At 61.9% G+C, this 24,041-nt stretch carries 23 protein-coding genes and 1 pseudogene; 14 read left to right on the top strand and 10 right to left on the bottom strand.

Going from position 1 to position 24,041, the window contains the following annotated elements; all coding sequences use genetic code 11:
• Position 1 precedes the first annotated feature (1 nt).
• The 3 genes from NJU76_RS01015 to NJU76_RS01005 form a co-directional block, all read right to left on the bottom strand.
• Positions 2-991 (bottom strand): DUF1616 domain-containing protein, encoded by a 990-nt coding sequence (locus tag NJU76_RS01015; RefSeq protein ID WP_254530955.1) that lies wholly within the window; start codon positions 989-991, stop codon positions 2-4.
• A 205-nt stretch (positions 992-1,196) separates the two neighbouring features.
• Positions 1,197-1,472: a PadR family transcriptional regulator gene (locus tag NJU76_RS01010; RefSeq protein ID WP_254530954.1), complete on the bottom strand. Its 276-nt coding sequence runs from the start codon at positions 1,470-1,472 to the stop codon at positions 1,197-1,199.
• Between the two features lie 234 nt (positions 1,473-1,706).
• Positions 1,707-2,039 (bottom strand): winged helix-turn-helix domain-containing protein, encoded by a 333-nt coding sequence (locus NJU76_RS01005; RefSeq protein WP_254530953.1) that lies wholly within the window; start codon positions 2,037-2,039, stop codon positions 1,707-1,709.
• Positions 2,040-2,645: 606 nt separating this feature from the next.
• On the opposite strand from NJU76_RS01005, the gene NJU76_RS01000 reads away from it, so the two are divergent.
• The 3 genes from NJU76_RS01000 (at position 2,646) to NJU76_RS00990 (ending at position 4,629) form a co-directional block, all read left to right on the top strand.
• The gene (locus NJU76_RS01000; protein WP_254530952.1) at positions 2,646-2,807 is read left to right on the top strand and encodes a DUF7563 family protein; all 162 of its coding nucleotides are present in this window, start codon (positions 2,646-2,648) and stop codon (positions 2,805-2,807) included.
• A 402-nt stretch (positions 2,808-3,209) separates the two neighbouring features.
• Positions 3,210-3,713 (top strand): DUF7344 domain-containing protein, encoded by a 504-nt coding sequence (locus NJU76_RS00995; protein WP_254530951.1) that lies wholly within the window; start codon positions 3,210-3,212, stop codon positions 3,711-3,713.
• Positions 3,714-3,798: 85 nt separating this feature from the next.
• A complete protein-coding gene (locus NJU76_RS00990; RefSeq protein WP_254530950.1) occupies positions 3,799-4,629 on the top strand; it encodes an IS5 family transposase in 831 nt (276 codons plus the stop codon).
• Positions 4,630-5,392: 763 nt separating this feature from the next.
• Here the strand turns inward: NJU76_RS00990 and NJU76_RS00985 are convergent.
• The 4 genes from NJU76_RS00985 to NJU76_RS00970 all read right to left on the bottom strand — a co-directional run bounded on the left by NJU76_RS00985 (position 5,393) and on the right by NJU76_RS00970 (position 9,425).
• A complete protein-coding gene (locus NJU76_RS00985; protein WP_254530949.1) occupies positions 5,393-7,057 on the bottom strand; it encodes a DUF7282 domain-containing protein in 1,665 nt (554 codons plus the stop codon).
• A gap of 178 nt (positions 7,058-7,235) precedes the next feature.
• On the bottom strand, positions 7,236-7,736 hold the full coding sequence (locus NJU76_RS00980) for a helix-turn-helix transcriptional regulator (RefSeq protein WP_254530948.1): 501 nt from the start codon (positions 7,734-7,736) through the stop codon (positions 7,236-7,238).
• Positions 7,737-8,176: 440 nt separating this feature from the next.
• The gene (locus NJU76_RS00975) at positions 8,177-9,166 is read right to left on the bottom strand and encodes an NAD-dependent epimerase/dehydratase family protein (RefSeq protein ID WP_254530947.1); all 990 of its coding nucleotides are present in this window, start codon (positions 9,164-9,166) and stop codon (positions 8,177-8,179) included.
• Positions 9,167-9,221: 55 nt separating this feature from the next.
• Complete coding sequence (locus tag NJU76_RS00970; RefSeq protein ID WP_254530946.1) at positions 9,222-9,425, bottom strand: hypothetical protein; 204 nt, start codon at positions 9,423-9,425, stop codon at positions 9,222-9,224.
• A gap of 661 nt (positions 9,426-10,086) precedes the next feature.
• Here NJU76_RS00970 and NJU76_RS00965 point away from each other — a divergent pair.
• Entirely contained in the window at positions 10,087-11,454 is a 1,368-nt protein-coding gene (locus NJU76_RS00965) for a dihydroorotase (protein ID WP_254530945.1), read from the top strand.
• Positions 11,455-11,556: 102 nt separating this feature from the next.
• On the opposite strand, the gene NJU76_RS00960 is transcribed toward NJU76_RS00965, so the two are convergent.
• The 3 genes from NJU76_RS00960 to NJU76_RS00950 all read right to left on the bottom strand — a co-directional run bounded on the left by NJU76_RS00960 (position 11,557) and on the right by NJU76_RS00950 (position 14,646).
• Entirely contained in the window at positions 11,557-12,630 is a 1,074-nt protein-coding gene (locus NJU76_RS00960; protein WP_254530944.1) for a quinone-dependent dihydroorotate dehydrogenase, read from the bottom strand.
• Between the two features lie 145 nt (positions 12,631-12,775).
• A complete protein-coding gene (locus NJU76_RS00955) occupies positions 12,776-14,134 on the bottom strand; it encodes an MmgE/PrpD family protein (protein WP_254530943.1) in 1,359 nt (452 codons plus the stop codon).
• Positions 14,135-14,313: 179 nt separating this feature from the next.
• Entirely contained in the window at positions 14,314-14,646 is a 333-nt protein-coding gene (locus tag NJU76_RS00950) for a (2Fe-2S) ferredoxin domain-containing protein (RefSeq protein ID WP_254530942.1), read from the bottom strand.
• A gap of 419 nt (positions 14,647-15,065) precedes the next feature.
• Here NJU76_RS00950 and NJU76_RS26940 point away from each other — a divergent pair.
• The 10 genes and pseudogenes from NJU76_RS26940 to NJU76_RS00900 all read left to right on the top strand — a co-directional run.
• Positions 15,066-15,341, top strand: a pseudogene (locus tag NJU76_RS26940) (zinc ribbon domain-containing protein); the annotation flags it as partial.
• Positions 15,342-15,485: 144 nt separating this feature from the next.
• The gene (locus NJU76_RS00940; protein ID WP_254530941.1) at positions 15,486-16,520 is read left to right on the top strand and encodes a monovalent cation/H+ antiporter subunit E; all 1,035 of its coding nucleotides are present in this window, start codon (positions 15,486-15,488) and stop codon (positions 16,518-16,520) included.
• Positions 16,517-16,795 (top strand): cation:proton antiporter, encoded by a 279-nt coding sequence (locus NJU76_RS00935; protein WP_254530940.1) that lies wholly within the window; start codon positions 16,517-16,519, stop codon positions 16,793-16,795. Before NJU76_RS00940 ends, NJU76_RS00935 begins: the two co-directional genes overlap by 4 nt.
• Complete coding sequence (gene mnhG / locus NJU76_RS00930; RefSeq protein ID WP_254530939.1) at positions 16,792-17,172, top strand: monovalent cation/H(+) antiporter subunit G; 381 nt, start codon at positions 16,792-16,794, stop codon at positions 17,170-17,172. Before NJU76_RS00935 ends, mnhG begins: the two co-directional genes overlap by 4 nt.
• Positions 17,169-17,708 (top strand): DUF4040 domain-containing protein, encoded by a 540-nt coding sequence (locus NJU76_RS00925; protein WP_254530938.1) that lies wholly within the window; start codon positions 17,169-17,171, stop codon positions 17,706-17,708. Before mnhG ends, NJU76_RS00925 begins: the two co-directional genes overlap by 4 nt.
• On the top strand, positions 17,709-18,236 hold the full coding sequence (locus tag NJU76_RS00920; RefSeq protein WP_254530937.1) for an MnhB domain-containing protein: 528 nt from the start codon (positions 17,709-17,711) through the stop codon (positions 18,234-18,236).
• A complete protein-coding gene (locus tag NJU76_RS00915; protein ID WP_254530936.1) occupies positions 18,229-18,606 on the top strand; it encodes a cation:proton antiporter subunit C in 378 nt (125 codons plus the stop codon). The genes NJU76_RS00920 and NJU76_RS00915 overlap by 8 nt, the downstream gene beginning before the upstream one ends.
• A complete protein-coding gene (locus tag NJU76_RS00910; protein WP_254530935.1) occupies positions 18,599-20,200 on the top strand; it encodes a proton-conducting transporter transmembrane domain-containing protein in 1,602 nt (533 codons plus the stop codon). Before NJU76_RS00915 ends, NJU76_RS00910 begins: the two co-directional genes overlap by 8 nt.
• Positions 20,200-22,191 (top strand): proton-conducting transporter transmembrane domain-containing protein, encoded by a 1,992-nt coding sequence (locus NJU76_RS00905; RefSeq protein ID WP_254530934.1) that lies wholly within the window; start codon positions 20,200-20,202, stop codon positions 22,189-22,191. The genes NJU76_RS00910 and NJU76_RS00905 overlap by 1 nt, the downstream gene beginning before the upstream one ends.
• On the top strand, positions 22,191-24,017 hold the full coding sequence (locus NJU76_RS00900; protein ID WP_254530933.1) for a Na(+)/H(+) antiporter subunit D: 1,827 nt from the start codon (positions 22,191-22,193) through the stop codon (positions 24,015-24,017). Before NJU76_RS00905 ends, NJU76_RS00900 begins: the two co-directional genes overlap by 1 nt.
• Positions 24,018-24,041: the final 24 nt, after the last annotated feature.

Below are 24,041 nucleotides of genomic sequence, written 5' to 3'. Positions count from 1 at the left end.
TTCACCCTCCGGTAACTCTCACCCAGAAGTGGGTCTCCTGGTCGGCGTTCTCGTTCGTCGGTTCGTCGGGCGGCTCACCGTGGTAGAGGAGCATACTGATCCGAACCGTCTGGTTGGGTGCTACAGTCGGCGTCACAGACCGCTCGCCGGTCTCCGTCGCACCGTCCGAGACGCTCGCGTCGATGCGGTTCAACTCGGTTCGTTCGACGACCTCACCGTCCTCGACGACCTGTTGTTGGACCACGACTGTGTAGTCCTGGGGTTCACCCTCCTGATTCTCGATCGAGAGGATAAACGGGATCGATTCGCCCGATTCGACTTCGCTGGGGAGCCGGCCGGCGACCATTTCGCCGTCCTCGTCTTCGCTGTACAGTGCGAGTTCGGTGAACCCACCCGCCGAAACGGGCATCAAAAACCCGACGAACAGCGAGCTAATCGCCATCCCGATCGCTAACACGAGCAGTATCGACGACACCGTCGAGCCCCCGCTTTCGTCGCGGCGGAGGCGATCTACGACCGCAGTAAGTGATCCGGAAAAGCGCTCACCTTCCGGCGTCCGAAGCCGCCGGACGACGGCGATCTGGGCGATGACGACCGTCCCGATACAGAGCCCCGCGGCGACCGACGTGCTGGTCAGCCCCCACTCGGTGAGCGGTAACACCAGGAGGGACACCGGGGTGATCGCGAGTGAGAGGACGAACGACAGCCCAGCGCGTTCGACGAGGTCGATCCCGCGTGGCCGAGCGACGGCCGCCGTCGACGCCGTTCTCCGTGCATTTCGCTTGCCGGCTGGGAACAGGATCGAGACCGTCGCATACCCGGGAAGAAACAGCGCGAGTGGGAACGTCGCGAATAGTCGGAGGGTACTGTCGCTCCCGAAGGTCGTCACGATCACGTACGCGAGCAATGCGGCGACAGAAACGGCCGCGAGATCGAACGGATAGCGGCGGACGAATCCGAACCGCGTCGACGTATTCGTTCGATGGCTCATCGAATATACACCGGCGTTCGCTGGTCAGCGGTAGATCTCCGTGCGAACAGTGCGGTTACCATTTTCATTGGCCGATACACGCTTGCGTGCTTTGTTATGGCCGAATTACCGAGACACCGTGTACTGACGAGTCACCGGACCGTCACGAAACGGTGTGGCAGGTACTTGCTCGAACACTCGGTCGTGTCGGCGCTACTCGAGAACGCTAAAAGCCGACGTATTGTTCTTCCCACTCGCGACGTTCTTCGATTTGCTGTCGACCGGCATCGGTGATCGCGTAGTAGTTCGTTCGTCTGTCGAGTTGCCCTTTTTCGACCAGTTCCTTGTTGACGAGCGTATCCAGATTTGGATACAACCGCCCGTGATTGATTTCGGAACTGTAGTACATCTCGACTTCGTCTTTGACGGTCTGTCCCGACGGACGGTCAGCACCTGCGATGACGTACAAGAGGTCACGCTGGAAGCCGGTCAGATCGTGCATTTCTCAATCACACTGACCGTTCTACTGAATAGATATTTGTTATCCGTATCGTACAGCTTCTCGATCGGTATTTGAAACTATTTTACTCGAACAAAATTGTTTGTTTCAGCGAGAGTCACGCGACTGCGGAGGATGTCTTCAACGTCGCGTTCGAAGGAATACGTAACGAATGCTCACATCCAGTGTTCGTCGCCGCGGTTCAAGAGACTGTTTTCCGACAGGTTAGCCAGCCCGTCATTCGCCCGCGTCTGAAATCACGACGTCGATACCATCAGCGTCGATCCGAACGCGGAGGACGTCGACCGTCGCCTCGTACGCGGTCGTGTGCGATCCGTCATCGTCGAACCGTACACACTCGGCGAGCAGGTCGCTCTCGAGGAGGTTGTTGATTCGTCGGTACACTGTTGCCGACGAACTGTCCGTTCGGTTCGTCAGCTCCTTTGCTGTTTTCGGAGCCTCACTCGTCGCGGTGAGAATCGTCCTCGCACAGTCGTCGCCGAGAACGTCGAGCTGTGCGGACGGGTTGGCAGTCGACTCCGATGGGGTGTTGCTCACTTGCGTTGACATAGTCTTAGTCGGCCGTCGATGACGGGCAGGGTCCGTTCGCTCTCCGAGAGAGGGGACGATTCGAAACAGACGGCATCGGGTCCACCACTGTCGAGTATTCCTCTATACATTCGGGCACATCGATCGGTAAGCCGTAGTGGTATTTTATAACGATGTACCTTATCCACCCCCGGAACTCCGTTCCACGACGTAAGATTGTATTTCGGCCCGGAAATTTCGGCTTTCTACAGTTCGACGAATCAGAAATAACCTGTTTGAACCCCGAATACTGCATAACACGGCTGAACTCGAATTGACGGCGATCGCCCTCGCTTCACCCTATTCACCATCGAATGAGACGGTCCTCCCGTGTCACCGCCAGAAAGCATTAGTTTCCCGGTTCCAAGTCTGGCTCCACAGGTGAACGGTCTACGTCCTTTATTCGCGCTTGCTCCTCTCGATACGGTGATGCTCGGACGAGTCTCGTGGCAGTACGGCGGCTGTTCATCGCCGCACTGTGGCCGCCACAGACGGGCTGGATCGGTTCCGCCCTGCGGCTGACCGGCACGAGTCTCTTCCGTGTACACCCCCAAAACCATGAACTCGCCACAACACGACTGGAAGCCCATGGAATCGTCGACAGCAGGTGCGCGATGTCAAAACTGCGGCACTCACGTCACACAGCAGTTCGCTCGCGTCTTCGGAGACAACGGCGACGTCGTCCACGGGTGCCCGTCCTGTACGACCTACCGGGAGATGCAATCCGGTAGCCATCTCCCCGGCGATTAGGGTCGTACTCTCTGTGTTCCGCTCGCCCGACGAATCCACTTCTCGCGACGTATTCGATTTCGATACACCCCGACTTCGGTCGGGCTCGAGTGGAGCGAGCCGACTCACTGGCCACCTCGTTCGACCGAATCCGGAACGTCACCGTCCGACATCCGCCGCTGGTGAGGCGATTGGCTCGACGTAGATCGGTTATCGTTTCGACAGAAGTGATCGAATTCTTTACTGTAACGACTTCTCACTGTAATGGCTTCCTACGATATCGCGCGACCGATCTCGGAGCGTCGTCTATCGCGGACGGTGTCGTAACCTGCAAAAGTTAAAGTTAGTGGTGGGAGAAGAGGCGACACATGGTCATTGGTGGTGGACTGTCCCTCGAGAATCAGTGCCCCTTCTCCCTAATCGATGTCAGTTCAAACGAACAGGACTGAACCACTCGAGGAGAGTGAGGTGTTTCACATCCTCGGGAACGATCGACGTCGAGCCATCGTCCAGCAACTCGCTGACGAAGGCGGCCAGATCGACGTTTCCGACGTCGCGAGCGAAATCGCTGCGACCGAATCGGAGACGACGCCTGTCCCGAACAACCTTTACAAGAGTGTCTACGTTTCCCTCCAACAGACGCATCTTCCCCAACTTCAGGAGGATGCCGTGATCGAATACGATTCGGATGCGAAGACGATCCAGCCCGGCCGACACTTCGACGACGTTCTCACGTACGTCGACGGCCACAGCGATTCCCACTCCAGGATCCTGCAGTTTCATCTCGGGCTCTGTGTGCTCGGACTCGCTGTCATCGCGCTGGTCGGACTCGGTATCCCAGTGATCTCGAATATCAACGTGGTGCTCTGGAGCGTCCTCGTGTACCTCGCCGTCGCTGCAAGCAGTCTCTATCGGCTCCTCGGGTGACTGGTCTGTTCGGTTCTATTGAATCCACTGACGGCGTCAGGGTAAGTCGTCAGAATGATTGAATTGAAGCGGAAGAGGAAGCTTTGTGCAAAAGACTCTCTTCCGCTTCGTTAAACAGGCTGTGTCGATCGCACGAAAACTTACTGATGCAGCGCTGATGCAGATCAGCCATCCTGCCGGCAACGGAGTTGCCGGCTGGAAGCACGCTGTCCTGCATTTTCTTCGGCTTCACATGGAAGCAACGCTTGAAGAAGTCCTCGATTGGGCCGAAGAGATGGAGCGGGTACGAGCCGCGCTCAATCTCGAGCGCGGCGAGTTCCCCGGCCCATCCGCGCTCTGCAAGTCGTTTGACCGAGCGCCGATGCAGATTTGGCGAGAGCTGCTCCGACTTTCGTCGGAGCTGCTCAAGCAGTCTGGTCACGCCGCCATTGATGCCACGTACTTCGACCGTCGACAGGCATCAACCCACTATCTCAACCGGTGTGACCGAGACGTACGGACGATACAAGCGACGTTTCTCGTCGATACCGCGCAGGGCGCGGTTATCGACGTTCACTGCAGCACGAAGTGGCCTAACGGAACCAACATCGGGCCGCAGGTCGCCCGGCGCAACGCCGGCGACCTGCTCAGCCTCGCCGCTGACAAAGGCTACGACGACATGAGCTTCCGCGAAGAGCTTCGTGCTGAAGAAGTAAGACCACTGATCAAACATCGCGTCTTCGCACCCTACGATCACGCGCACAATGCGCGGATAGAGGATGAACTCTACAACCAGCGCTCAATCTGTGAAACCGTGAACTCGGTGATCAAGCGCTCGTACGGCTCCGCCGTCCGAGCGCGTGCATGGTATCGCCAGTTCCGTGAAATCACTCTCGTAGCCGCAGTCTATAACGTCGAACAAGCCGTCAAACAATGAATCCCGTCGCCCTCTGCGGATTCAATAGAGCCATCTGTTCCCGTCGAACAGACTTTTGTTCCCTCTCGAGGCGGTCATTCGTCTTCGCTGTAATTGAGGGCGCTAAGGCCCCTTCTGCTCACGGCGACGCCGTTCGCATGGTCAGCGGGACCGACGGTCCCGCGCTATCCTCAGCGAGCGAAGCGAGCAGGGAGGGGAGACAGCGCCCGCACGTCTTGTTTTCGTGTGAATCGGCACCTTTATTTCCCTCTGGTCGAAGGTGAAAGTAAGATGCTCACCACGTTTCCGGCGGTGTTCAAACGCGACAACAAGCGTGCATCGTCGGTTGTGGTCGAGTATCCAACCGGTAGGAGTGGGACACTCCGAACCACCTGTCAAGGGAAGCCGCCTGTGGAGTCTGGAACCGTCCGCAGAACGCCGTTGGCGTTCTGCCGGGCCGCACGAGACGCGGAGCGTCTTGTGGACGCTGTGGGATCTGTTCCTGCACGTTCCGACACAGAAACAGGACGCTCCGTCCGCAACAAGCGAGGGCCGGGGAGGCCCGAGCGCGGGAGGGCGGAGTAGTTCACATGCCGTGTCGTCGCAGGCGATCAGACGGGTTCGCGGCCACTTGGGACGGTCGGGCATCGCACCGAGCATCGAGAACAGGAGTGAGACGTGCGCAGTCGGGGCTCCGGTACCCTGGAGCCCGAAAGAATGCATGCCGTCGTTCGTTCCGTGATGACGGCGTAAAAGACGCTCTGTCCAGTAGACCGATCCTCGCTTAGGCCAGGAATCCGAGCGCGGGTGTGGATTCGTTGACCGTTTCGTTATCGGTGTCCGTTTCGTTCTCGAGGTCACCGTTTTCGGTCTCGTTTATCTCCTCCGTGTCGGTGTCCTCGGTGAGTTCGATCATCGCCACCTCGCCGGTTTCGTCGGCAAGCACCATGTGGATGTACTCGCCAGGCGGGATGCCACTGGTGTCGACCTCGAACTCGACAGTGTCGCTCTCACCGCTCTCGAGCGTCAGGTTCTGTTCAGTGACGAGGTCACCTTCTAGACGGAACTGGATGGCCTCGGTTCGCTCCTCGTCAGTGGGATTCTCGACCGTCGCGTTCACGGTGATTGTCTCACCGACCATCGCGCTCTCGGGTGCCGAGAGATCCGTGACGTTGAACGCATCGACCGCCGGTTCTTCCGCTTCGTCAGTCACGTTGTCTTCGGTGACGTTGTCTTCGGTGACGTTGTCTTCGGTGACGTTGTCTTCGGTGACGTTGTCTTCGGTGACGTTGTCTTCGGTGACGTTGTCTTCGGTGATATTGTCACCTATCGCCGGCGGTTCTTCGGTGACGTTCTCCTCGATCGGCTCTTCGTCAGTCACGTTGTCTTCGGTGACGTTCTCCTCTTCGTCGACCGGCTCTTTCACAGTGACGTTCTCCTCATCGGTGATATTGTCGACCTGATCTGCGATTTCATCAGCGTCGACATCCTCACCGACGACGAGGACGTATACGGTAACGTTCTCGACGTTCAGGTTCTCGATGGTCGGGTTTTCCACGGTGATGAAGATCGGACCACCGTCTCCATCGGCCGGGAGTTCCTCCATCGGCATCTCGTCGATCGGTTCGTCGTCAGTGACGTTGTCGTCGATCGGTTCTTCGACCGGTTCGTCGTCAGTGACGTTGTCGTCGATCGGTTCTTCGACCGGTTCGTCGTCAGTGACGTTGTCGTCGATCGGTTCGTCGTCAGTGACGTTGTCGTCGATCGGTTCGTCGTCAGTGACGTTGTCGTCGATCGGTTCGTCGTCAGTGACGTTGTCGTCGATCGGTTCGTCGTCGACGGGTTCCTCATCTGCGGCCGTTTCCACCGTGACCACCGCATCGTCGGTCACCGGCTCGCCGTCGGCCGTGAGGAACGGACCATCTTCCAGGCCCTCCGTTTCGACGAAGTCGTACGTCTGATTCTGGTTCGTATCGCGATGTGGCATCGCGATCAGGGTCTCGTCTTCCTCGAGCGGATCGTCGAGCGTGATCGTCACGTTCTCGTGCGTCCCCGCCTCGAGGTATTCGGAGGTCCCAATGACGCTCCCGATGGTGTTACCCACGAGGAGGCTACTGTTGTGGATCGTCACGAACCCTGGACTCGCCAGCGTGACGTTCTGGACGACGACCGTGTCACCGTCGGTCGTCTGATCCTCGAACGTCACGTATGCGGGCTGACACGGGCATTGAGTCTCGTTGGTTTCGTTGGTGTCGTCCTCTGCGACGTCAGCGCCGTCCTCTACTGTCTCGTTTGTCGTTTCATTGTTCGTCAGTTCGGACTCGTCGTCGCTGACCTCTGTGTCCTCGTCCATGGCCCCAGCGTTTGACGCTGCCGCGACCATCGCCCCGCTCGAGAACACGAGCATCAGCGCTGTCACTACGACGAGTAGCTGATTGCGTGCATTCATGATTGCCGTGTGAAGGCATCCATTCCGTCGTGGCTTCTGCGGATAAACCAGCAGAACCATTACGCGGAGAAATTGGATACTACGGTCCAGGAGCGGCGGATTCAGTGACGCATATGTCCGAAGAAAACAACGGTTGTTGATAGGAACGGTGACCTCACCGTCACGGCCACAGTGGCTGCTAATCGTCGGTCGGGTGTTTCGGTGACTTTGACGCCGTAGGTTCGTGCCCCGGTAAACAGACCAGATTTTCTCGTCCGAGGCGGAGTTTCGTGACCTGGCCGTCCTCCTCGAGGTCGGCGAGCAGTCGGCTGACCTTCGCTTTCGACCAGTCGACGGAATCGACGATAGCGGATTGCTTCATCCGACCGTCGTTCTCCTGCAAGAGCTGTCGAACGCGTTCTCGATCGGTGATAAATTCTTCGCGGTCCGGTTCAGCCTCGGTCGTGAGTGCGGTCGGTTGATCGTATCGGTTTCGAGCGACGAGTATCCCACCGAGCAGCGCGAGCGCGAGTATACCGACGAGCGCAGCGATGTGTGCGCTTCCGTCGAGTTGAAGCGGTAGCACGGGTTCCGGAACGATTCCCTGCTCCGAACTCGCGACAGTAGCTGACGCGACTACCCCACCGGTCGGGGCCTCGAGCGTATCGACAGCTGTGGAAACTCGTCGGCAGATACTCATGGCTGACGAAGAGCTGTGTTATTATGATTCATATCTGATACCGTCGTTACCGTTCCACAAATCCCTTTTTATAACCCATGTGCTGTTATTATTTCGATTATATATGATTTCGAACGTAAATCCGTTGCCGCTGATGGGCCTCGGATGAGACCCGGGCGAGACGCCGAGACCGTCCCGCATCTCAACGCTCCCCCCTTATTCCATCGCCCTCGGTCGGGAGAGCAGGACGGTAGGTCGCCTGTCTCTGTCGACGAAAATACGTTCCAGGCATGGTATAGGCAGCCTTTGCTCGACAGACCGAATAAACTCGACTGGACGTTTGAAACGGTTAGCGCGGATTCGCTCTGGATTCAGTCAGTAAGTGATCGCTTCACTGACTCTCGAGCAATCGGACACGATCGACGTCGATCGCTCGGTACGACCCGGTTTTTCGACGGGAATTAGCTGTAGGTTCCGCTTTCGGAGTTCGTTTCCGGTGGCGAGCCTACGTCCTTCCCGGTCGAAGCCGCCGAGTCGGCCTCGACCAGCGATTGGATTCCCGATTCGAGATTGATCCGTGCTTCGAATCCGAGCTTTCGGGTCGCCTTCGCGGTATCCGCCCCGCTGTGTCTGATGTCGCCAGCCCGAGGATCGCGGTGCACGATCTGCGATGACGACCCCGTCGCGTCTCGAATCGTCTCAGCGAGTTCCCGGACGGTCGTTCGTTCTCCCGTCCCGACGTTGTACGCTTCGCCTACCGCGTCGACCGTCGCCGCACGAAGGTTCGCACGCACGACGTCGCTGACGTGGACGAAGTCGCGGCTCTGCTGGCCGTCCCCCTCGATGGTGATCGGGTCCCCGGCTCGCGCCTGTTCGAGGAACGTCGAGATGACGCCGCTATACGGTCCCTGCTGGCGCGGACCGTAGACGTTGAAGTACCGCAACGCCACGGTCGGAAGACCGTAGAGTTCCTCGTAGCGGCGCGTGTACTGGTCGAGTGCGAGCTTCTGAATCCCATACGGTGACGGCGGATTCGTCGATGCCGACTCCGAGACCGGTAACTCCTCTGGGTGGCCGTAGACGGCCGCGCTCGAGGCGACGACGACCCGCGCATCCTCCTGACGGGCTTGCTCAAGGACGAGGAGGCTGGCCTCAAGGTTCGTGCGGTTGCTCTGGCGCGGCGCGTCGACGCTCTGAGAGACGCTGACCAGCGCGGCGTGGTGGAAGATCAGGTCGACACCTCGGGCGGCCCGCTGAAGGGCGATTGGATCGCCGATGTCGCCCTCGATCACCGTCACGTCGTCAGGAAGGTGGGCTCGGTCGCCCGTCGCGAACGTATCGATGACCCGGACCTCGTTGTGCGGGGCCAAGGCGTCGACGAGGTGGCTACCGATGAAGCCGGCACCGCCGGTCACGAGTATCGTTCTGTCGCTGATCGCTGGCGTGTCCATCACCGCGTGCTACCAGTACCTCGCTGTTTAGTATTGGACTCGTACCCCCGCGTATTCAGTGTCTGAGGCGCTGGAAGGCCCAGCTTACGGTCGAGAGGGTTGCGCTCTCGAGGGCGTTGCACACGAACGGCGGGAGTTCTCGAGGCCGCCACCCCCGGACTCCCGTCGACTCTTCGTTGTACACCGGCTCGCTTCGCCGTCCGCTTGTGTCCGAGAAGTCCCGTCGATTGCCGTCGCTGCCGTCTTCTGTTCGACTCAACTGACCATAATTCTTACAAGTAACACTAGGTCAACGATTCGGACGGAAGCCAGCCTCGAGAAATGGGACGCTTCACAAACGTCCTGGGTGCGGGGACACCCGAGACTGGCTTCCAAAGCCCCTCGGCTTGGCAAGCATGATTGCGGACATACTACCGGGATATAACTATCCTGAAAGACCACAGTGTCGCCCGATTCGAGCAGCGACGCCGCCACTTTCGAATCCAAAACGGACCCCGGGTGCAGGTCGTTATGAGTGAGTATTGTCGGGCGGATAACGAGCAGGATTCGACCGGCGAACCGTCCTCGTCCCTTCTCGAGTGTCTGCGCTGTGGCCGACTGGTCGCGACGATCATTGCCAGGGGACCCGACACCGGCACCGTCGGTCCTGTGGCTGTTCGGTGACACCGGATCTCATCATCTAGCACCGCACGCGTCAGCAACAGGAAGCGGACTAGCGCAGGTTCGGTCTCGAGCGAGAACCCGCCCGCTCGAATTTTAGATTCGACCCACGACGCGAGCGGGTCGTCGGTATCGGCCGTGTGGCGCATCGTCACTCTGCCCGATTGGCGGCATCACATATCGGACGGGCGGCGGTCAGGGAACGGGAATACGATCAGTTTGGGGAAGCTATATGCCCGGCCCTCGGCAACTCCACGGCAATGACCGTCGATCTCGTCGTGCGCAACTGTACCATCGTCACGCCCGCGGGCCGAACCGCTAACGCGGGTGTCGCCGTCGAAGACGGAACCATCGTCGCCGTCGGTCGGAGCGACCGGCTTCCCGAGGCGGATCGCGTTTTCGACGGCGACGGAAACGTCCTCGTGCCGGGAATCGTCGACTGCCACATCCACAACCGCGAACCGGGCCTCGAGTACAAGGAGGACTGGGAGTCCGCGACGAGAGCGGCCGCCGCAGGCGGCGTGACGACCGTTGTCGGGATGCCGAACACTGACCCGGTCATCGATCGAGCGAAGCACCTCGAGGTGAAGTTCGAGCGCGGCGAAGCGTCGGCTCACGTCGATTTTCAGAGCTACGCGGTCGTGACGTCCGAAAATTTGGACCTGATACCGGCGATCGACGAGGCCGGCGCGGTCGGGTACAAAATCTTCCTTGGCTCGACCGTCGGCGACGTCCCGCCGCCGAACGACGGCGAGATCCTCGAAGCGATGGAACGAGTCCGCGAAACGGGCAAACGGCTCGGATTCCACGAAGAGAACGGCGAGATCATCGACTACTACACGACGAAGTTCGAGGACGAGGGACGAAACGATCCTATCGATCACTCTCACTCGCGGCCCGTGATCGCCGAGCGCGAGGCCGTCGAGCGAATGATCACCTTCGCCGAGGAAACTGGTGTGAAAATTCACATGTTTCACGTCTCGTCGGGTTCGGCCGCCGAGGCCGTCGCCCGCGGAAAAGACCGCGGCGTCGACGTGACCGCAGAGACGACCCCGCACTACCTCTGGTTCACCGAGGACGTGATGCACGAGAAAGGCAACGTCGCGCGCGTTCAGCCCCCCATCAGGGACGCTTCCGAGCACGACAAACTCTGGTCGGTCGGCGTCGACGACGGCGCGATCGACTGCATCGCCACCGATCACGCGCCACACACCCCCGAAGAGAAGCTGGTCGACGATCCGTTCGGGAACACGTGGAACGCGATTTCGGGATTCGTCGGCCTCGAGACCGAGGTGCCAGCGATGCTCACCTTCGTCGATCAGGGCCGACTCACGCTCGAGGGGTGGGTTCGCCGACACTCGACCCGGCCGGCCCAGATCTGGGGCATGTATCCGCAGAAGGGATCGCTGCAGGTCGGCACCGATGCCGATTTCACGATTGTCGATCCGGCTCTTGAGTGGACCCTCGAAGACCGCGCTGCCCTCCATTCGAAGAATTCGGTAACGCCGTTCGAGGGCGAGTCGTTCGTCGGAAAAGCGGTGGCGACAGTCGTTCGCGGCGAGGTGGTCGCGGCGGACGGCGATGTGGTCGGCGAGGCAGGGTACGGAACGCGCGTCGACGTCGAATAACACCGAGATGGGTCTCGGTCGTCCCGATTCGACTCACGTGCCGAGCCACCCACATTAACCCACAAACTGCCGTGAGACGGACCTGCGTCCATCAATCGTCCATCAGTCGTCCAGATCCGCGCCGACCGCCTCTTCGACTGACGTAAAGCCGTCACGCTCGAGTAACGCCACGAGTCCGCGGTTGATTCGCTTCGCTGTCGATGGTCCCCGGTACACGAATCCGGTATACAACTCGACGAGCGAGGCTCCGGCCCGAATCTTTTCGTACGCGCTTCTCGCGGAGTCGACGCCGCCGATCCCGACAATCGGTAGCTCGCCGTCCATGTACTCGGCCAGCGATCGGACGACCTCGGTCGAGCGGTCCTGGAGCGGCTTACCGCTGAGCCCGCCCCACTCCTCCCGTCGGGGTGACTCGAGGCCGGTACGGCTCGTCGAGGTGTTGGTCGCGACGATGCCGTCGAGGTCGAACTCCCGGGCGATATCGACGAGGTCGAACATCGACTCCTCGGGCGAGTCGGGACCGATCTTTACCAGAATCGGCACCCCGCGTTCGTTTTCCGTCTCGAGTGTTTCGAAGATCGAACGGAGGTGCTCGGGCGATCCCTCGTCGAACTCGTCAGGCGTATTCGGACAGGAGACGTTTACTACGACGTAGTCGGCGAACGGGGAGAGCCGATCGAAGACACGACGGTAGTCCTCGATCGCCTCGCGCTCGTTCGAGGAATTCATCTTGCCGATGTTCACACCTAGGGGTATCTGGGGCGTCCCGTCGGCTTCGAGCCGCGACTTGACCCGTTCCATTCCCTGACCGTTGAAACCCATTCGGTTGATCATCGCCTCGTCTTCGAGCAGTCGGAACAGCCGTGGCCGGTCGTTCCCGGACTGGGAATACGGCGTGACGGTTCCGATTTCGACGAAGCCGAAGCCGAGCGCCGCGAGTGCGTGAGTCACCTCTGCGTTCTTGTCGAAGCCGGCGGCGATACCGACGGGGTTCGGAAACTGCGTCCCGAACAGATCGCACTCGAGTGCCGGGTGCTCGAACTGGTATGCGGCGGACAGGGCCGTCCGCGTCGCCCAGGTCGACTGTGCCACCCGGAGCGTTCGCTTGCCGAGATCGTGGGCCGTCTCGGCCGGCAGTGTGAACGCGAAGGGGCGCACACGCGAGTACAGCGTCATTGGTTGCAATCGGAACGGCTGCTAGGTAAACGTCTCGAAATTACGGAAGTGATCGCCACCGATCCCGCCTCGAGATACCGCCGCGTAACCGTCTTCGAGAGTCCGTCGCGCGACCTGCCTCGAGAGACTGTGTCGGATCTCCGAATCAGAGCGACTCCAAGACGCCCCTCACGTCATCGACCGTCCGGAGATCGTTCAGGGCTGACACCGCCTCGTCGACCGCGACCGAACCCGGCGCATATTTGGCGCACATTCCGAATTTCTCGTGGAGTTCGTCGCTCGAGAGCGGATCGTCGTGTGTCCCCGGCGGTCGTTCTTGCATGCGCTCGTATACGTCTCCCGTGCGGTCCGTGACGGCGACGTGCGCGGCGTTCGAATCGTACGGCAGGTCGGGGTCGACCGTCAGGGTGACGCGTTCGCGGACGGCCTGCACCGCCGGTTCGTCGATCCGATCGTCTTCGAACGCGGACAGGCCGACCCCTCGACGGACGATGGCACTGGCGATCAGGTACGGCATCGAGAACTTGCCCTCGAGTCCCGTCTCGGGATCGTCGTGGGCGAGCGCGTCGGCGGCGCCCTGGGAGGCGGTCACGATGACGTCGTCGATGTCGTCGGCCTGGACGTCGGTGGTCTCCGCGATCCCGGTCGCGGCATAGATCGCTGCGTGAGTGTAATAACAGCAGGGATATTTTTTCACGTCGATGCCGTCCTCGAGCAGCGCCCAACGAGACCCGAGGTCGGGCAGTCGCTCGAGGTCGGGCCGTGTCTCGCCCCGGTAGAGGTCGAAGAACCCTCGGTCGCCGTCGATCGCCGTCGGATCTGCCGTCGCCCCCTCGGCGGCAAGCAACGCCGCTGTCGTTGCGGATCGCGCGGCCTGACCGGCGTGGATCGGTTTGGTCGTCGTGCCGAAATTGCGCTTGAGGCCGGCCGGCATCGAGGCGGCGATGTTGAGCGCGTGTTCGATGCGTTCAGGGGTCAGTTCGAGCAGTCTGGCGACGGCGGCCGCGGCCCCGAAGAGGCCGATGGTCGACGTGGCGTGCCATCCCCCTTCGTAGTGGCCGGGGCTGATCGGTCGCGAGAGGTAGCCTTGCGTTTCGAACCCGGCGACGTAGGCGGCCAACAGGTCCCGGCCCGTCGAACCTTCCCGTTCACCGATGGCCAGCAGCGGGGCGACCATCGGAACGCTCGGGTGCCCGTCCATCGCGGCCAGGGCGACGTCGTCGAAATCCAGTGCGTGGCCTGCGGACGCGTTTGCGAAGACGGCATCGGAAAGTGGCAATCGGTCGTCGCGTCCGAGGACCGTCGTCTCGCCGGACTCTGTGGCGGCCGCGGCCACGGAGACCGTCCCCACGTCGGTATCGGCTCCGGCGAGCGTTACGCCGACGGTATCAAGGATCGCTCGCTCGGCCGATCTGAGCGCCTCGTCGGGAATAGATTCGGTCGTGAGCGCGGCGACGAAATCGCTGAGTTCCGCTGCCACCCCACTTGAGGGTGTCTCTGTCATTAGTGTCAATTCTGCGGTCGACCCCCATAATCGTACGTGTCGACGATGGCCCCGGTTCCAGGGTCTGCGAGCACTCCTGCGCGTGGAGAATCTGTACGGAAACGAATCGGTGAGTCGACCGGGGTGCTACTGAACCCGGAATCGAGCGACGGCTGCCACTGCCATCCGCGTCCGCACGCTCACCTGTCGTCGCGGACGCGCTCCGCGTCAGCGCCGAATTCGGACTCGAGCAGGTCGGGGACGTCGGCTGGCGTAACGTCGGAGTACCACGTGTTTCGCGGCTGGATCGTAATCGCGGCCCCGCGCTCACTACAGAGTCCCAGACACGAAGTCGTGCTGACTGACACCGCCGTCCAGTAGGCGTCCCGCTCGCGCAACCACTCCGTGACGGCGGTGTGCGTCTCCTCACCACCGGCTGCCGCACAACTGGCGTGTGTAGAATCGCGGTCGTTCAGGCAGACGAAGACGTGCGCCTCGAGGCGCTCGCGGTGCTGTTCGGTCCGTTCGTTCATGGGCAACTCGGGGGGTCGTCGCGCGCAGTCGAGGCGCGGTCGCAATCGTATCCGATCTTGGCCGTCGTCATACAAGCACGTTTTATTTATTGAAGATTAATTTGTAAAACTGCCGATCGGACCTCGTCACCGAATCCCATTCGTGTAAAATTCTCACCACGACCGGTCGAGACCCGTCGGGTGCATTTCAACTGAAGCGGTCGCGCGGAGTCCCCTTTCTCAAGGAACGAGCGAAGCGAGTAAGTAGGGAGGTGACCTCGGGAGTCAGCACGCGATTCTTGCCACCCACCAAGCTGCCCAAGCTATCACCGGCTTATTGAACGCCGGTCCAAAGGCAAGCAGGTGAGCAAGCCGACGTTCACCGCACCCACGGTGAAGTACGACACTCGGACCATGACACTGTTCGATGACGATACGGTTGTGGATTCACGGCGGACGAGAATCGCCCGACTCGAAACGACTTCCGATGCGTGAAATGCGAGTCGGAAGCGAACGCGGACTACAACGCGGCAAAGAATACTGGTTTGCGGTATGTCCGTCGGGGCCAACAGTCGTCTCGGCGGACGGGCAACAGTCAGCTTGCCCTGAAGTCTGGAACGATGACGCCAAGTGGCGGATTCACCGCCCACCCGGACGGGTTCGAGGCTGAGTTCATGGACAAGCCCCACCCTCCACGAGCGAACTCCTCGGGGTGAGCGAAGTAGGTGGGGTAGTTGACAAGCGCGTTGGAAGGCGGGATTGCTGGTGGATAACGAAATCGTTTTCCTGCGGCTACCGTTTCACTCGACTATCGACGAGAGACATGAATATCAAACGACGGTCACCCGGAGGGAGTTCCCGTGGCGATTGAACGCCTGCTCGTCCCGCTGTCGGACACGGTGACCGTCCGGCAGACGGTCGGATACGCCGTTCGATCGGGGCTCGAAGCGGCTGATACGCTCGAATGTCACCTGGTCGTCGCGCTTCCGTACGACGCCGATGTCCCCGAGAGTGCGCGCTATCGGGAAGACGCAGCGAAATTGCTCACACGGGCACGTAACTGGGTCGAGGAGGACGCCAGTGACGCGGACGTGATCGTCGAGACCGCGACGCTCGGCGAAGCGGAATATCTCTTCGGTCCCCGGGATTACGCCGAGATATTCAGCGCCTACGCGGACGACGAGGAAATCGACCGCGTCGTCATCGATCCGGAGTACCAACCGGGCGTCACGGCCCAGATGCTCCAACCCCTCGAGCGCGAACTCGAGCGCGTCGGTCTTCCCTACGACGAAGCCCCGGTCGAGCGACCGGCCAGACACGGGCGGCTCGTCAGGGGCGGCGAGAGCTTCGACCGACTGTTCGCGACGTTCTGGATTTCCTACGGGTTCTATCTCGTTCTGGGCGATCCAACCTACTGGTTCGATCTCGTTACCGGCGCGGCGGTCGCCGCCATCGTCGCCGTTTCGCTCGCGCAAGTCACGTTTTCGGTACCGCTGGATCGGGTTCAGTCGCCGCTACGAACCGTTCGGTTCGTCTGTTACGTTCCGTATCTCCTGTGGGAGATCGTCAAGGCCAATATAGCGGTCTCGGTCGTGATACTCCGGCCCTCGATGCCGATCGAGCCGACGCTAACCCGGGTCAACGCCCGCGTCCGGAGCGGACTCCCGTTAACCGCGCTAGCCAACAGCATCACGCTCACGCCGGGCACGCTGACGGTCCGGGCCACCAACCAGGAGCTACTGGTCCACACGCTCATTCCAGCGGCCCGCGAGGACCTGTTCGACGGCGGACTCGAACGCGGGATCCGCTTCGTCTTCTACGGCCGGAAATCGGCGGATATTCCGTCGCCGGAAGAGCGCGACGACGCGGAGATCGTCGGAGGTGACGAACTGTGACGCCCCCGCTCGAGGACGTGTTCCTGATCGCCACGGCGCTGTTCGTCGTCCTCGCGATCGTGATGTTTTATCGCGCCGTCATGGGCCCGACGACGCAGGACCGGTTGCTGGCGGTGAACGTCATCGGGACGAATACGGTGGTTATTCTCGCCCTGCTGACCGTTGCGCTCGACGAGCCGTGGTTTCTGGACGTCGCGCTAATCTACGCGCTCTTGAACTTCCTGATGTCGATCGCGATTTCCAAATTCACCGTCGAACGGGGTGGAGTGCTGTGATCGAGACCATACGGTTCTGGGCAATCATCGTCCTCATCGGACTCGGCGTGTTCTTCACGTTCATCGCGACTGTAGGCGTCATCCGGTTACCCGACGTCTACGCGCGCACGCACACTGCGTCACAGGCAGACACCCTCGGGGCCGGCCTGACGCTTGCGGCAGTTGCGCTGGCACTGGGGTGGCAGCAGGCGGCGGTATACTGCGTCCTGTTGTTGTTCTTCGTTTTCATCACGAACCCGACGGCGGCGCACGCGATCGCGCGTTCGGCCGCCGAAACGGGCGTCGAGGCGCGACTCGACGATGATGGGACCGGTGATCGCGGCCACGATACCGAGCCGGTAGAACGCGGTACTGAAACCGGTGGTGAGCCGCAATGAGCGTCCTCGCGTACTCGCTCGTGGTCTTCATCCTGGCGACTGCGGTTGCGACCGCGCTCTTTCGCGACGTGCTCTCGGTTATCATCGTCTTCGGGGCCTACAGTCTCGGCATGGCGATTCTCTATACGTACCTGCTGGCACCCGACGTAGCGATGACCGAGGCCGCGATCGGCGCCGGCGTCACGACGCTCCTCCTGTTGCTGACGATCGCGCGGACGTCGCGGCCCTCGACTGACGACATACGAGAGCGCATTCACGTCCCGGCCGTCGTAGCCGTCGGCGCGTTCGTTCTGCTGCTCGGTACCGTCGTCCTACCGGAGATGTATGCGGTCGGACTCACGGAGACGCCGGTCTGGTCGAACCCGGACGTGACCCAACACTACATCAGGGAGACCTACGAGCAGACTGGCGTTCAGAACGCGGTGACGTCCGTCCTGGCGGCCTATCGTGGGTTCGACACCTTCGGCGAGGCGGTCGTCGTCTTCGCCGCCGGCGTCTCGACGTTGCTCGTCCTGAAACGCGAGGTGTTCGCCTAAATGCCCACACCCTACGACGACACCTACACCGAGAGTCAGGTGATCATGACCGCGGTCAAGATTATCGCACCGTTTACCCTCACGTACGGGTTGTTCATGACCTTCCACGGGGGGGACGCCCCGGGCGGCGGCTTCCAGGGCGGAACCATCGTCGGCGTTACGGTACTCATGCTCGCGTTCGCCTTCGGGATCGAACCGACCCGACAGTGGCTCCGCAACTCCCTGCTCGTCGGCCTCGTCACCGGCGGGGTCGTCATCTTCGGCGTGATCGGCCTCGCGATGGTGGCGCTCGGCGGTAACTTCCTCGAATTCTATCAACTCAAGGAGGTCTTCCACGTCAAGCCGAAGTGGGGGCTCGAGGCCGTCGAAATCGCCGGTATTTCGCTGATCGTCGCCGGAACCATGATCACCCTCTTCTTCGCGATGGCGTCGGGGTTCTCTCCCGACCGGCCGAGCGGGACCGGCGGGACGAGTATGGCCGGCGAGCGCCGCGAGTCGGCCGACCGAGAGGTGAGCGACGATGATTGAGTTGCTCGCGAACCGCTACACGTACGTGTTGTTGTTCGTGTTACTCGGCATCGGGATCTACATGGTGATCGCAAGCGAGAACCTCGTGAAGAAGCTGATCGGTGTAAATCTCTTCCAGTCGGCGATCTTCCTGTTTTTCATCTCGATGGCCTACATCGACGTCGATGGCGCGTCGGCGCCTATCGTCCCAGCCGAGAAGAATCCCGGAGAACTCATGGTCGCGAGCCCGCTCCCGCAGGTGATCGTCCTGACCGCAATCGTCGTCGGTATCGCGCTGACCGCGGTCGGCCTCGCGCTGATCATCCGCATCTACGCGGAGTACGGGACGCTGCGCGAGGACACGCTCAGAGAGGTGCGCGCCGATGAGTAGCGTCGACTTGATTCCACCGCTGCTGATCGTCGTGCCGTTGCTCGCGGCGACCCTCCCGGTCGCGCTCGGGCTCCGGTTCGATCGGACCGGCTGGCCCATCGCTGCGGTGACGACGATCGGCCTCTTCGGCGCTGCGATCACACTTGCGAGCGTCGTCTTCGCCGACGGGCAGGTAACGCACACGCTCGGCGGCTATCCCAGAACGTACGGAATCGAACTGGTCGCTGACCGATTCTCGACCCTGATCGCCCTGCTCGTCGCAGCGGTCGCCGTCGGCGTCCTCGCGTACACGCGCCGTGGCGGCCCGCGCGGGAACACCTTCTACACTGCGTACCTGCTGCTCGTCGGCGGGCTATTCGGCATCACGATGACCGGCGACGTCTTCAACCTGTTCGTCTTCCTCGAGATCACCAGCATCGCGACCTACGCGCTGGTCGCGAGCGGCGACGGGCCCGAATCGGCCGTCGCTGCGTTGAAATACTTGATTCTGGGGACCGTCGCCGCGTCGATGTACCTGATCGGGGTCGCGTTCCTGCTCATGGCTACGGGGACGCTCAACATGATCGAACTCGCGACGGCGATTCCGGCGGCGGAACGCCCGGTGCTGATCCGGACCGCCTTCGGGTTCGTCGTCGTCGGCTTTGCGGTCAAGGTCGCTCAGTGGCCGTTACACACCTGGCAACCGAGCGCGTACCAGCAGGCTCCCGACGGCGTGACGCCGCTCATCGCCGCGCTGGTTTCGACGGCCTCCGCGTACGCGTTTGGCCGCCTGATCGTGACCGTCTTCGGCGTCGACTACCTGACCGCGATGTCGAACGCGGCGTCGATCGTCGTCGTGGTCGGCAGCGTGAGCGTCCTCGCTGGCACGGCCCTGGCCGTGATCCAGACCGAGGTCAAACGGATGCTCGCGTACTCGTCGGTCTCGCAGTTCGGGCTCGTCATCGCCGCCTACGGGGTCGTCATCGCCGGCAATTCCGAGGCGGCCGAGACCGCACTGATCGGTGCGACGGTCCATTTGGTAGGTCACAGCCTGCTGAAAGCCGGACTCTTTCTGGCGGCCGCACTCGTCGCGACGAGTTATGGTGCCCGCACGGTCGACGAGTATGCTGGGCTCGCGAAACACCGCCCGGTCGTCGCCGGCGCGATGGCCGTCCTCCTGCTTTCGCTGGTTGGCGTTCCCCCGGGCGTCGGCTTCGTGGGCAAGTGGTACATCGCACTCGGCGCCGTCGAGTCTCAGCTGTGGCCCGTTGCCGCGGTCATTTTCCTCAGTACCATGCTCACGCTCGCCTACGCCGCTCGCCTGCTCGAGAAGATGTACTTCACACCGTCGCGTACCGTCTCATCCCCGGCCGGGGGACCGGTCGCGACGGACGGCGGGTCCGACGGCGACGGTCGAGTCGAGAACACGTCCGACGGACCCGGGTCCGACGGCACGGTCCCCGCCACCGCGTCCAGTGGGGATGATCCGGCCGCGGTTTCGATCGGCATGGTCGCGGTCGTCGTGGTTGCCGCGCTCTGTGCCGTCGCGCTCGGATTTGCGGGCGGGACGTTCGCCGACTTGCTCGGGCCGTTTCTCACGGAGGTCATTAGCTAATGGTAGCAGACATTCGACCGCTCGCCGCCGTGTTGGTATCCGCGGTCGCGATTGTCCTGATCGTCGCGTCGCATCGTCGTCCGAACCTGCGAGAGGGCTGGTCAGTGCTGGCCGCCCTCGCGAAATTCGGGATCGTCGTCAGCATGCTGCCCGCGGTCATGTCGGGGACCGTCTTCCGGTGGAGTCTGGCGGAGTCGACGGGGATCGAGTTCCTCGCGGGCATCGACTTCGCCCTGCGAGCGGATCCGCTCGGGATCTTCTTCGCGCTCCTCGCGAGTTTCCTCTGGATCTTCACGTCGTTCTACGCGACGGGGTACATGCGCGGACTCGACGAACACGCCCAGACCCGGTTCTTCGCCTCGTTCGCGGCCAGCCTCTCGAGTGCAGTCGGAATTGCCTTCGCGGCGAATCTGGTGACGATCTTTGTCTTCTACGAACTGCTGTCGCTCGTAACCTATCCGCTGGTCGCCCACAACGAGGACAGCGAAGCCCGCATCGCCGGCCGGAAGTACCTCACGTACACGTTCTTCGGCGGCGGCGTCTTCCTGCTTGCAGGAACCGCGATGGTATACTGGCTCACGAGCACGGTGACTGGGGGGCCGACGCTCGCTTTCGAGGCGGGTGGCATGGAGGCCCTCGCCGCTGCCGCCCAGGCCGAGCCGGTCTATGCACAGGCCGCCTTCTTCCTGCTCATCGCCGGATTCGGCGTTAAAGCCGCGTTGATGCCGCTTCACTCCTGGCTCGCCGACGCCATGGTCGCGCCGACCCCCGTCTCCGGACTCCTTCACGCGGTAGCGGTCGTCAAGTCCGGTGCGTTTGGCATCGCCCGCGTGATCCTCGACGTCTACGGTCCCGGTTTGATCCACGACTTGCCACTCGACGTCCCGTTCGTCGGACACGTCGGCCTGAATATCCCCGTCGCGATCGTCGCCGCGTTCACGCTGACCGCGGCGAGTATCATCGCGATGCGCAAGGATCACCTCAAACGGCGGCTGGCCTACTCGACGACGGCTCAGCTCTCCTACATCGTGCTCGGCCTCTCGATGCTTCATCCCTACGCCATCGTGGGGGCGCTGTTCCACATTCCCGCCCATGCGTTCGCGAAACTCACCCTGTTCTTCTGTGCGGGAGCGATCCACGTCGAGACCCACACCGACTACATCAGCGAAATGGCCGGCATCGGCAAGCGAATGCCAATGACGATGACCGCCTTCACCGTCGGTGCGGCCGGTATGGCCGGCGTCCCACCGATCGCGGGGTTCGTCAGCAAGTTCTACATGCTGATCGGCGCCGGCTACATGGGCGGCGAGTACTGGCTGTTCGCCGGCGCGTTGCTCCTCTCGGCCGTCCTCAATATCGCGTACTTCTGGCCGGTCGTCTACACCGCCTTCTTCGAGAGCGAGGACCGCCACGACGCGAAACCTCTCCTCAAGTTCCCGCGGGGTGGCCTCCTCCAATCGTACAGTGCCGAGGAGTCGACCGACGAGGGAGTGGCCACGGACGGCGGCGAGCCGAGCGTTGACGGCACGGATACGGGCGAAACTGAGATGGACTACGAGTACGCCGTCGACGAGTATCCGAGCGATCATACGACGGCCGACGCGACGGGGGAAACTGACGACGAACAGAGTGACCGCGGCGACCACGAGGCCCACGAAGATGCTGTCGACGAGTCGGACCACGACGACGCCGGCCACCATCGCGGCGAATCCGTCGGCACGATCGATCACCACGGAGATCACGACGACCATCTCACTGGAGGTCCGCCGGTGGGTGGCTGGCCGCGTACCTCGCCGCTAGCCGAATCCACGTGGCTCATGCTCGCCCCGATCGCCGTCATCGCCACGGGTGCGATCGTCCTCGGCGTCGTCCCCGACTACGCGGTCTTCCTCGAACTCGCGACCGAAATCGTCGAGGGGGTCTTTGGGATGCCGTTCGATCAACTGGAGTCCGTTCCGTTCGACCAACTCGTCTCGGAGGTGACCGCGTAATGGAAGCCGACCTGCTCGCGATAGCCTACCCGCCGTTGCTGGTCTTCGCCGCCGGTCTGTTAGTGCTCGTGCTGCCGAGAATCGCCGGGTTTACCATCGGGACGCTGAGCCTCGCCACGGTGCTTGCGATCTCGTTCGTCATTCCCGAAGGGAGCTACCTGACCGGTACCTTCCTCGGGTTCGACGTCGTTCCGTTCTACGTCGACCCGTTCTCACAGATGATCGGGATCGGACTCGGATTCCTCGGGATCTGTACCGTCATCTACGCCTACTCGAGCGAGGCCAGCAGGTCGATGACGGCGTTCGCGCTGGTGTACGTCTCCTCGTCGATCGGGGCGGCGTTCGCCGGCGACTGGCTGGTGCTCCTGTTCATGTGGGAGCTGATGGCCGTGACGAGCACGCTATTGATCTGGCACTACGGCGGGGACGCGGTCCGCGCGGGCTTCCGGTACGCGCTCTTTCACGGAACTGGCGGAGTGCTCGTGATGCTCGCGGTCGCCGCCCACTACGTCGAGGTCGGCACGTTCGTCTACGAAAGCGGCGGCATCGCGGACGGACTGCCGGCGCTGCTGGCCGTGCTCGGAATGGGCGTCAACGTCGCCTTCGTCGGCTTCCACACCTGGCTGCCCGACACCTACCCGCGACCGCACTTCGCGGCCTCGGTGTTTCTCTCCGTGTACACGACCAAGACGAGCGCGTTCGTCCTCTATCGGGCGTTCCCGGAAGGCGAGGGCACGCTATTCCTCGCCTATATGGGCGGATTGATGGCCGTATACGGCGCGGCCTTCGCCCTCCTCCAGCACGACATGCGGGCGCTGCTGTCGTATCACATCCAGGCCCAGCTCGGCTACATCATCGCCGGGATCGGGATGACCTCGGGAATCGCCGTCGCCGGCGCCATGGGACACCTGTTCAACAATATCCTCTTCAAGAGCCTGCTGTTCATGGCCGTCGGTGTCGTGATCTACCGCACCGGGGAGAACGACCTCTACGAACTCGGCGGTCTCTGGCGCGAAATGCCGCTCACAGCGATCGGCTTCGGGTTCGGCGCGCTCTCGATCACCGCCATTCCGGGCTTCAACGGCTACGTCAGCAAGGGGATGGTTTTCGACGCAGCCGATCCCCACTACTACGGAGAACCCCAATTCCAGGCACTGTACTGGCTGCTCTACCTCGGCGCCATTGGTACCCTCCTGTCGTTTCTCAAACTCGGCTACTACGTCTTCTTCCACGGCGAGAGCGACCTCGAGGTCGCGGACGCGAAACTCGGTCAGACCATCGCGATGTTTGGCCTCGGCGGTGCCTGTCTCCTGTTCGGCGTCTGGTGGCAGGGGCTTGCCGACCTCATTCCGACGATCCACCACCTCGAGTTCACCTATCATGGCGGCGAGAGTACCGGTCACCTCCATCCGTACAGTCCGAGCCACCTGCAAACGGCAGGTGTACTGACGGCGGTCTCCGTGATCGCGTTCGTCGTCGTCCGGAAGCCCCTCTCGAAACTCGATCTCGGCGACCCGGCGATGATCGTCTATCCCGCAACCTACTACGTCAGCCGGTGGACGATGCTCGCTGTCACCGGCGTCTACGCCGCGGTCGACGCTGCCGTCGTCGGCGCGGTCACACGCTGCTACTGGATCGGCAACAACCCCGTTCTCGCGGCCGATGCAGCCGCACATCGGCTCCCGAACTGGATGATCGACGTCGACGAACGTCAGCCAACCGACGGCGGTCGTCCGTCGACGATCCACCTTCGGGCGGGAATCGGAACGACCGTTCTGGTGCTGACGGTCGTCCTGACCGGTATCCTGTGGCTTCTCGTGGCATGAACTGGTCGTTCTTTCGAGTTGGTG

Source organism: Natrinema gelatinilyticum, assembly GCF_024266705.1.
Lineage (GTDB): Archaea > Halobacteriota > Halobacteria > Halobacteriales > Natrialbaceae > Natrinema > Natrinema gelatinilyticum.
The sequence above is the reverse complement of the archived record's forward strand: the minus strand, read 5'-3'. Positions and strand labels throughout refer to the sequence as shown.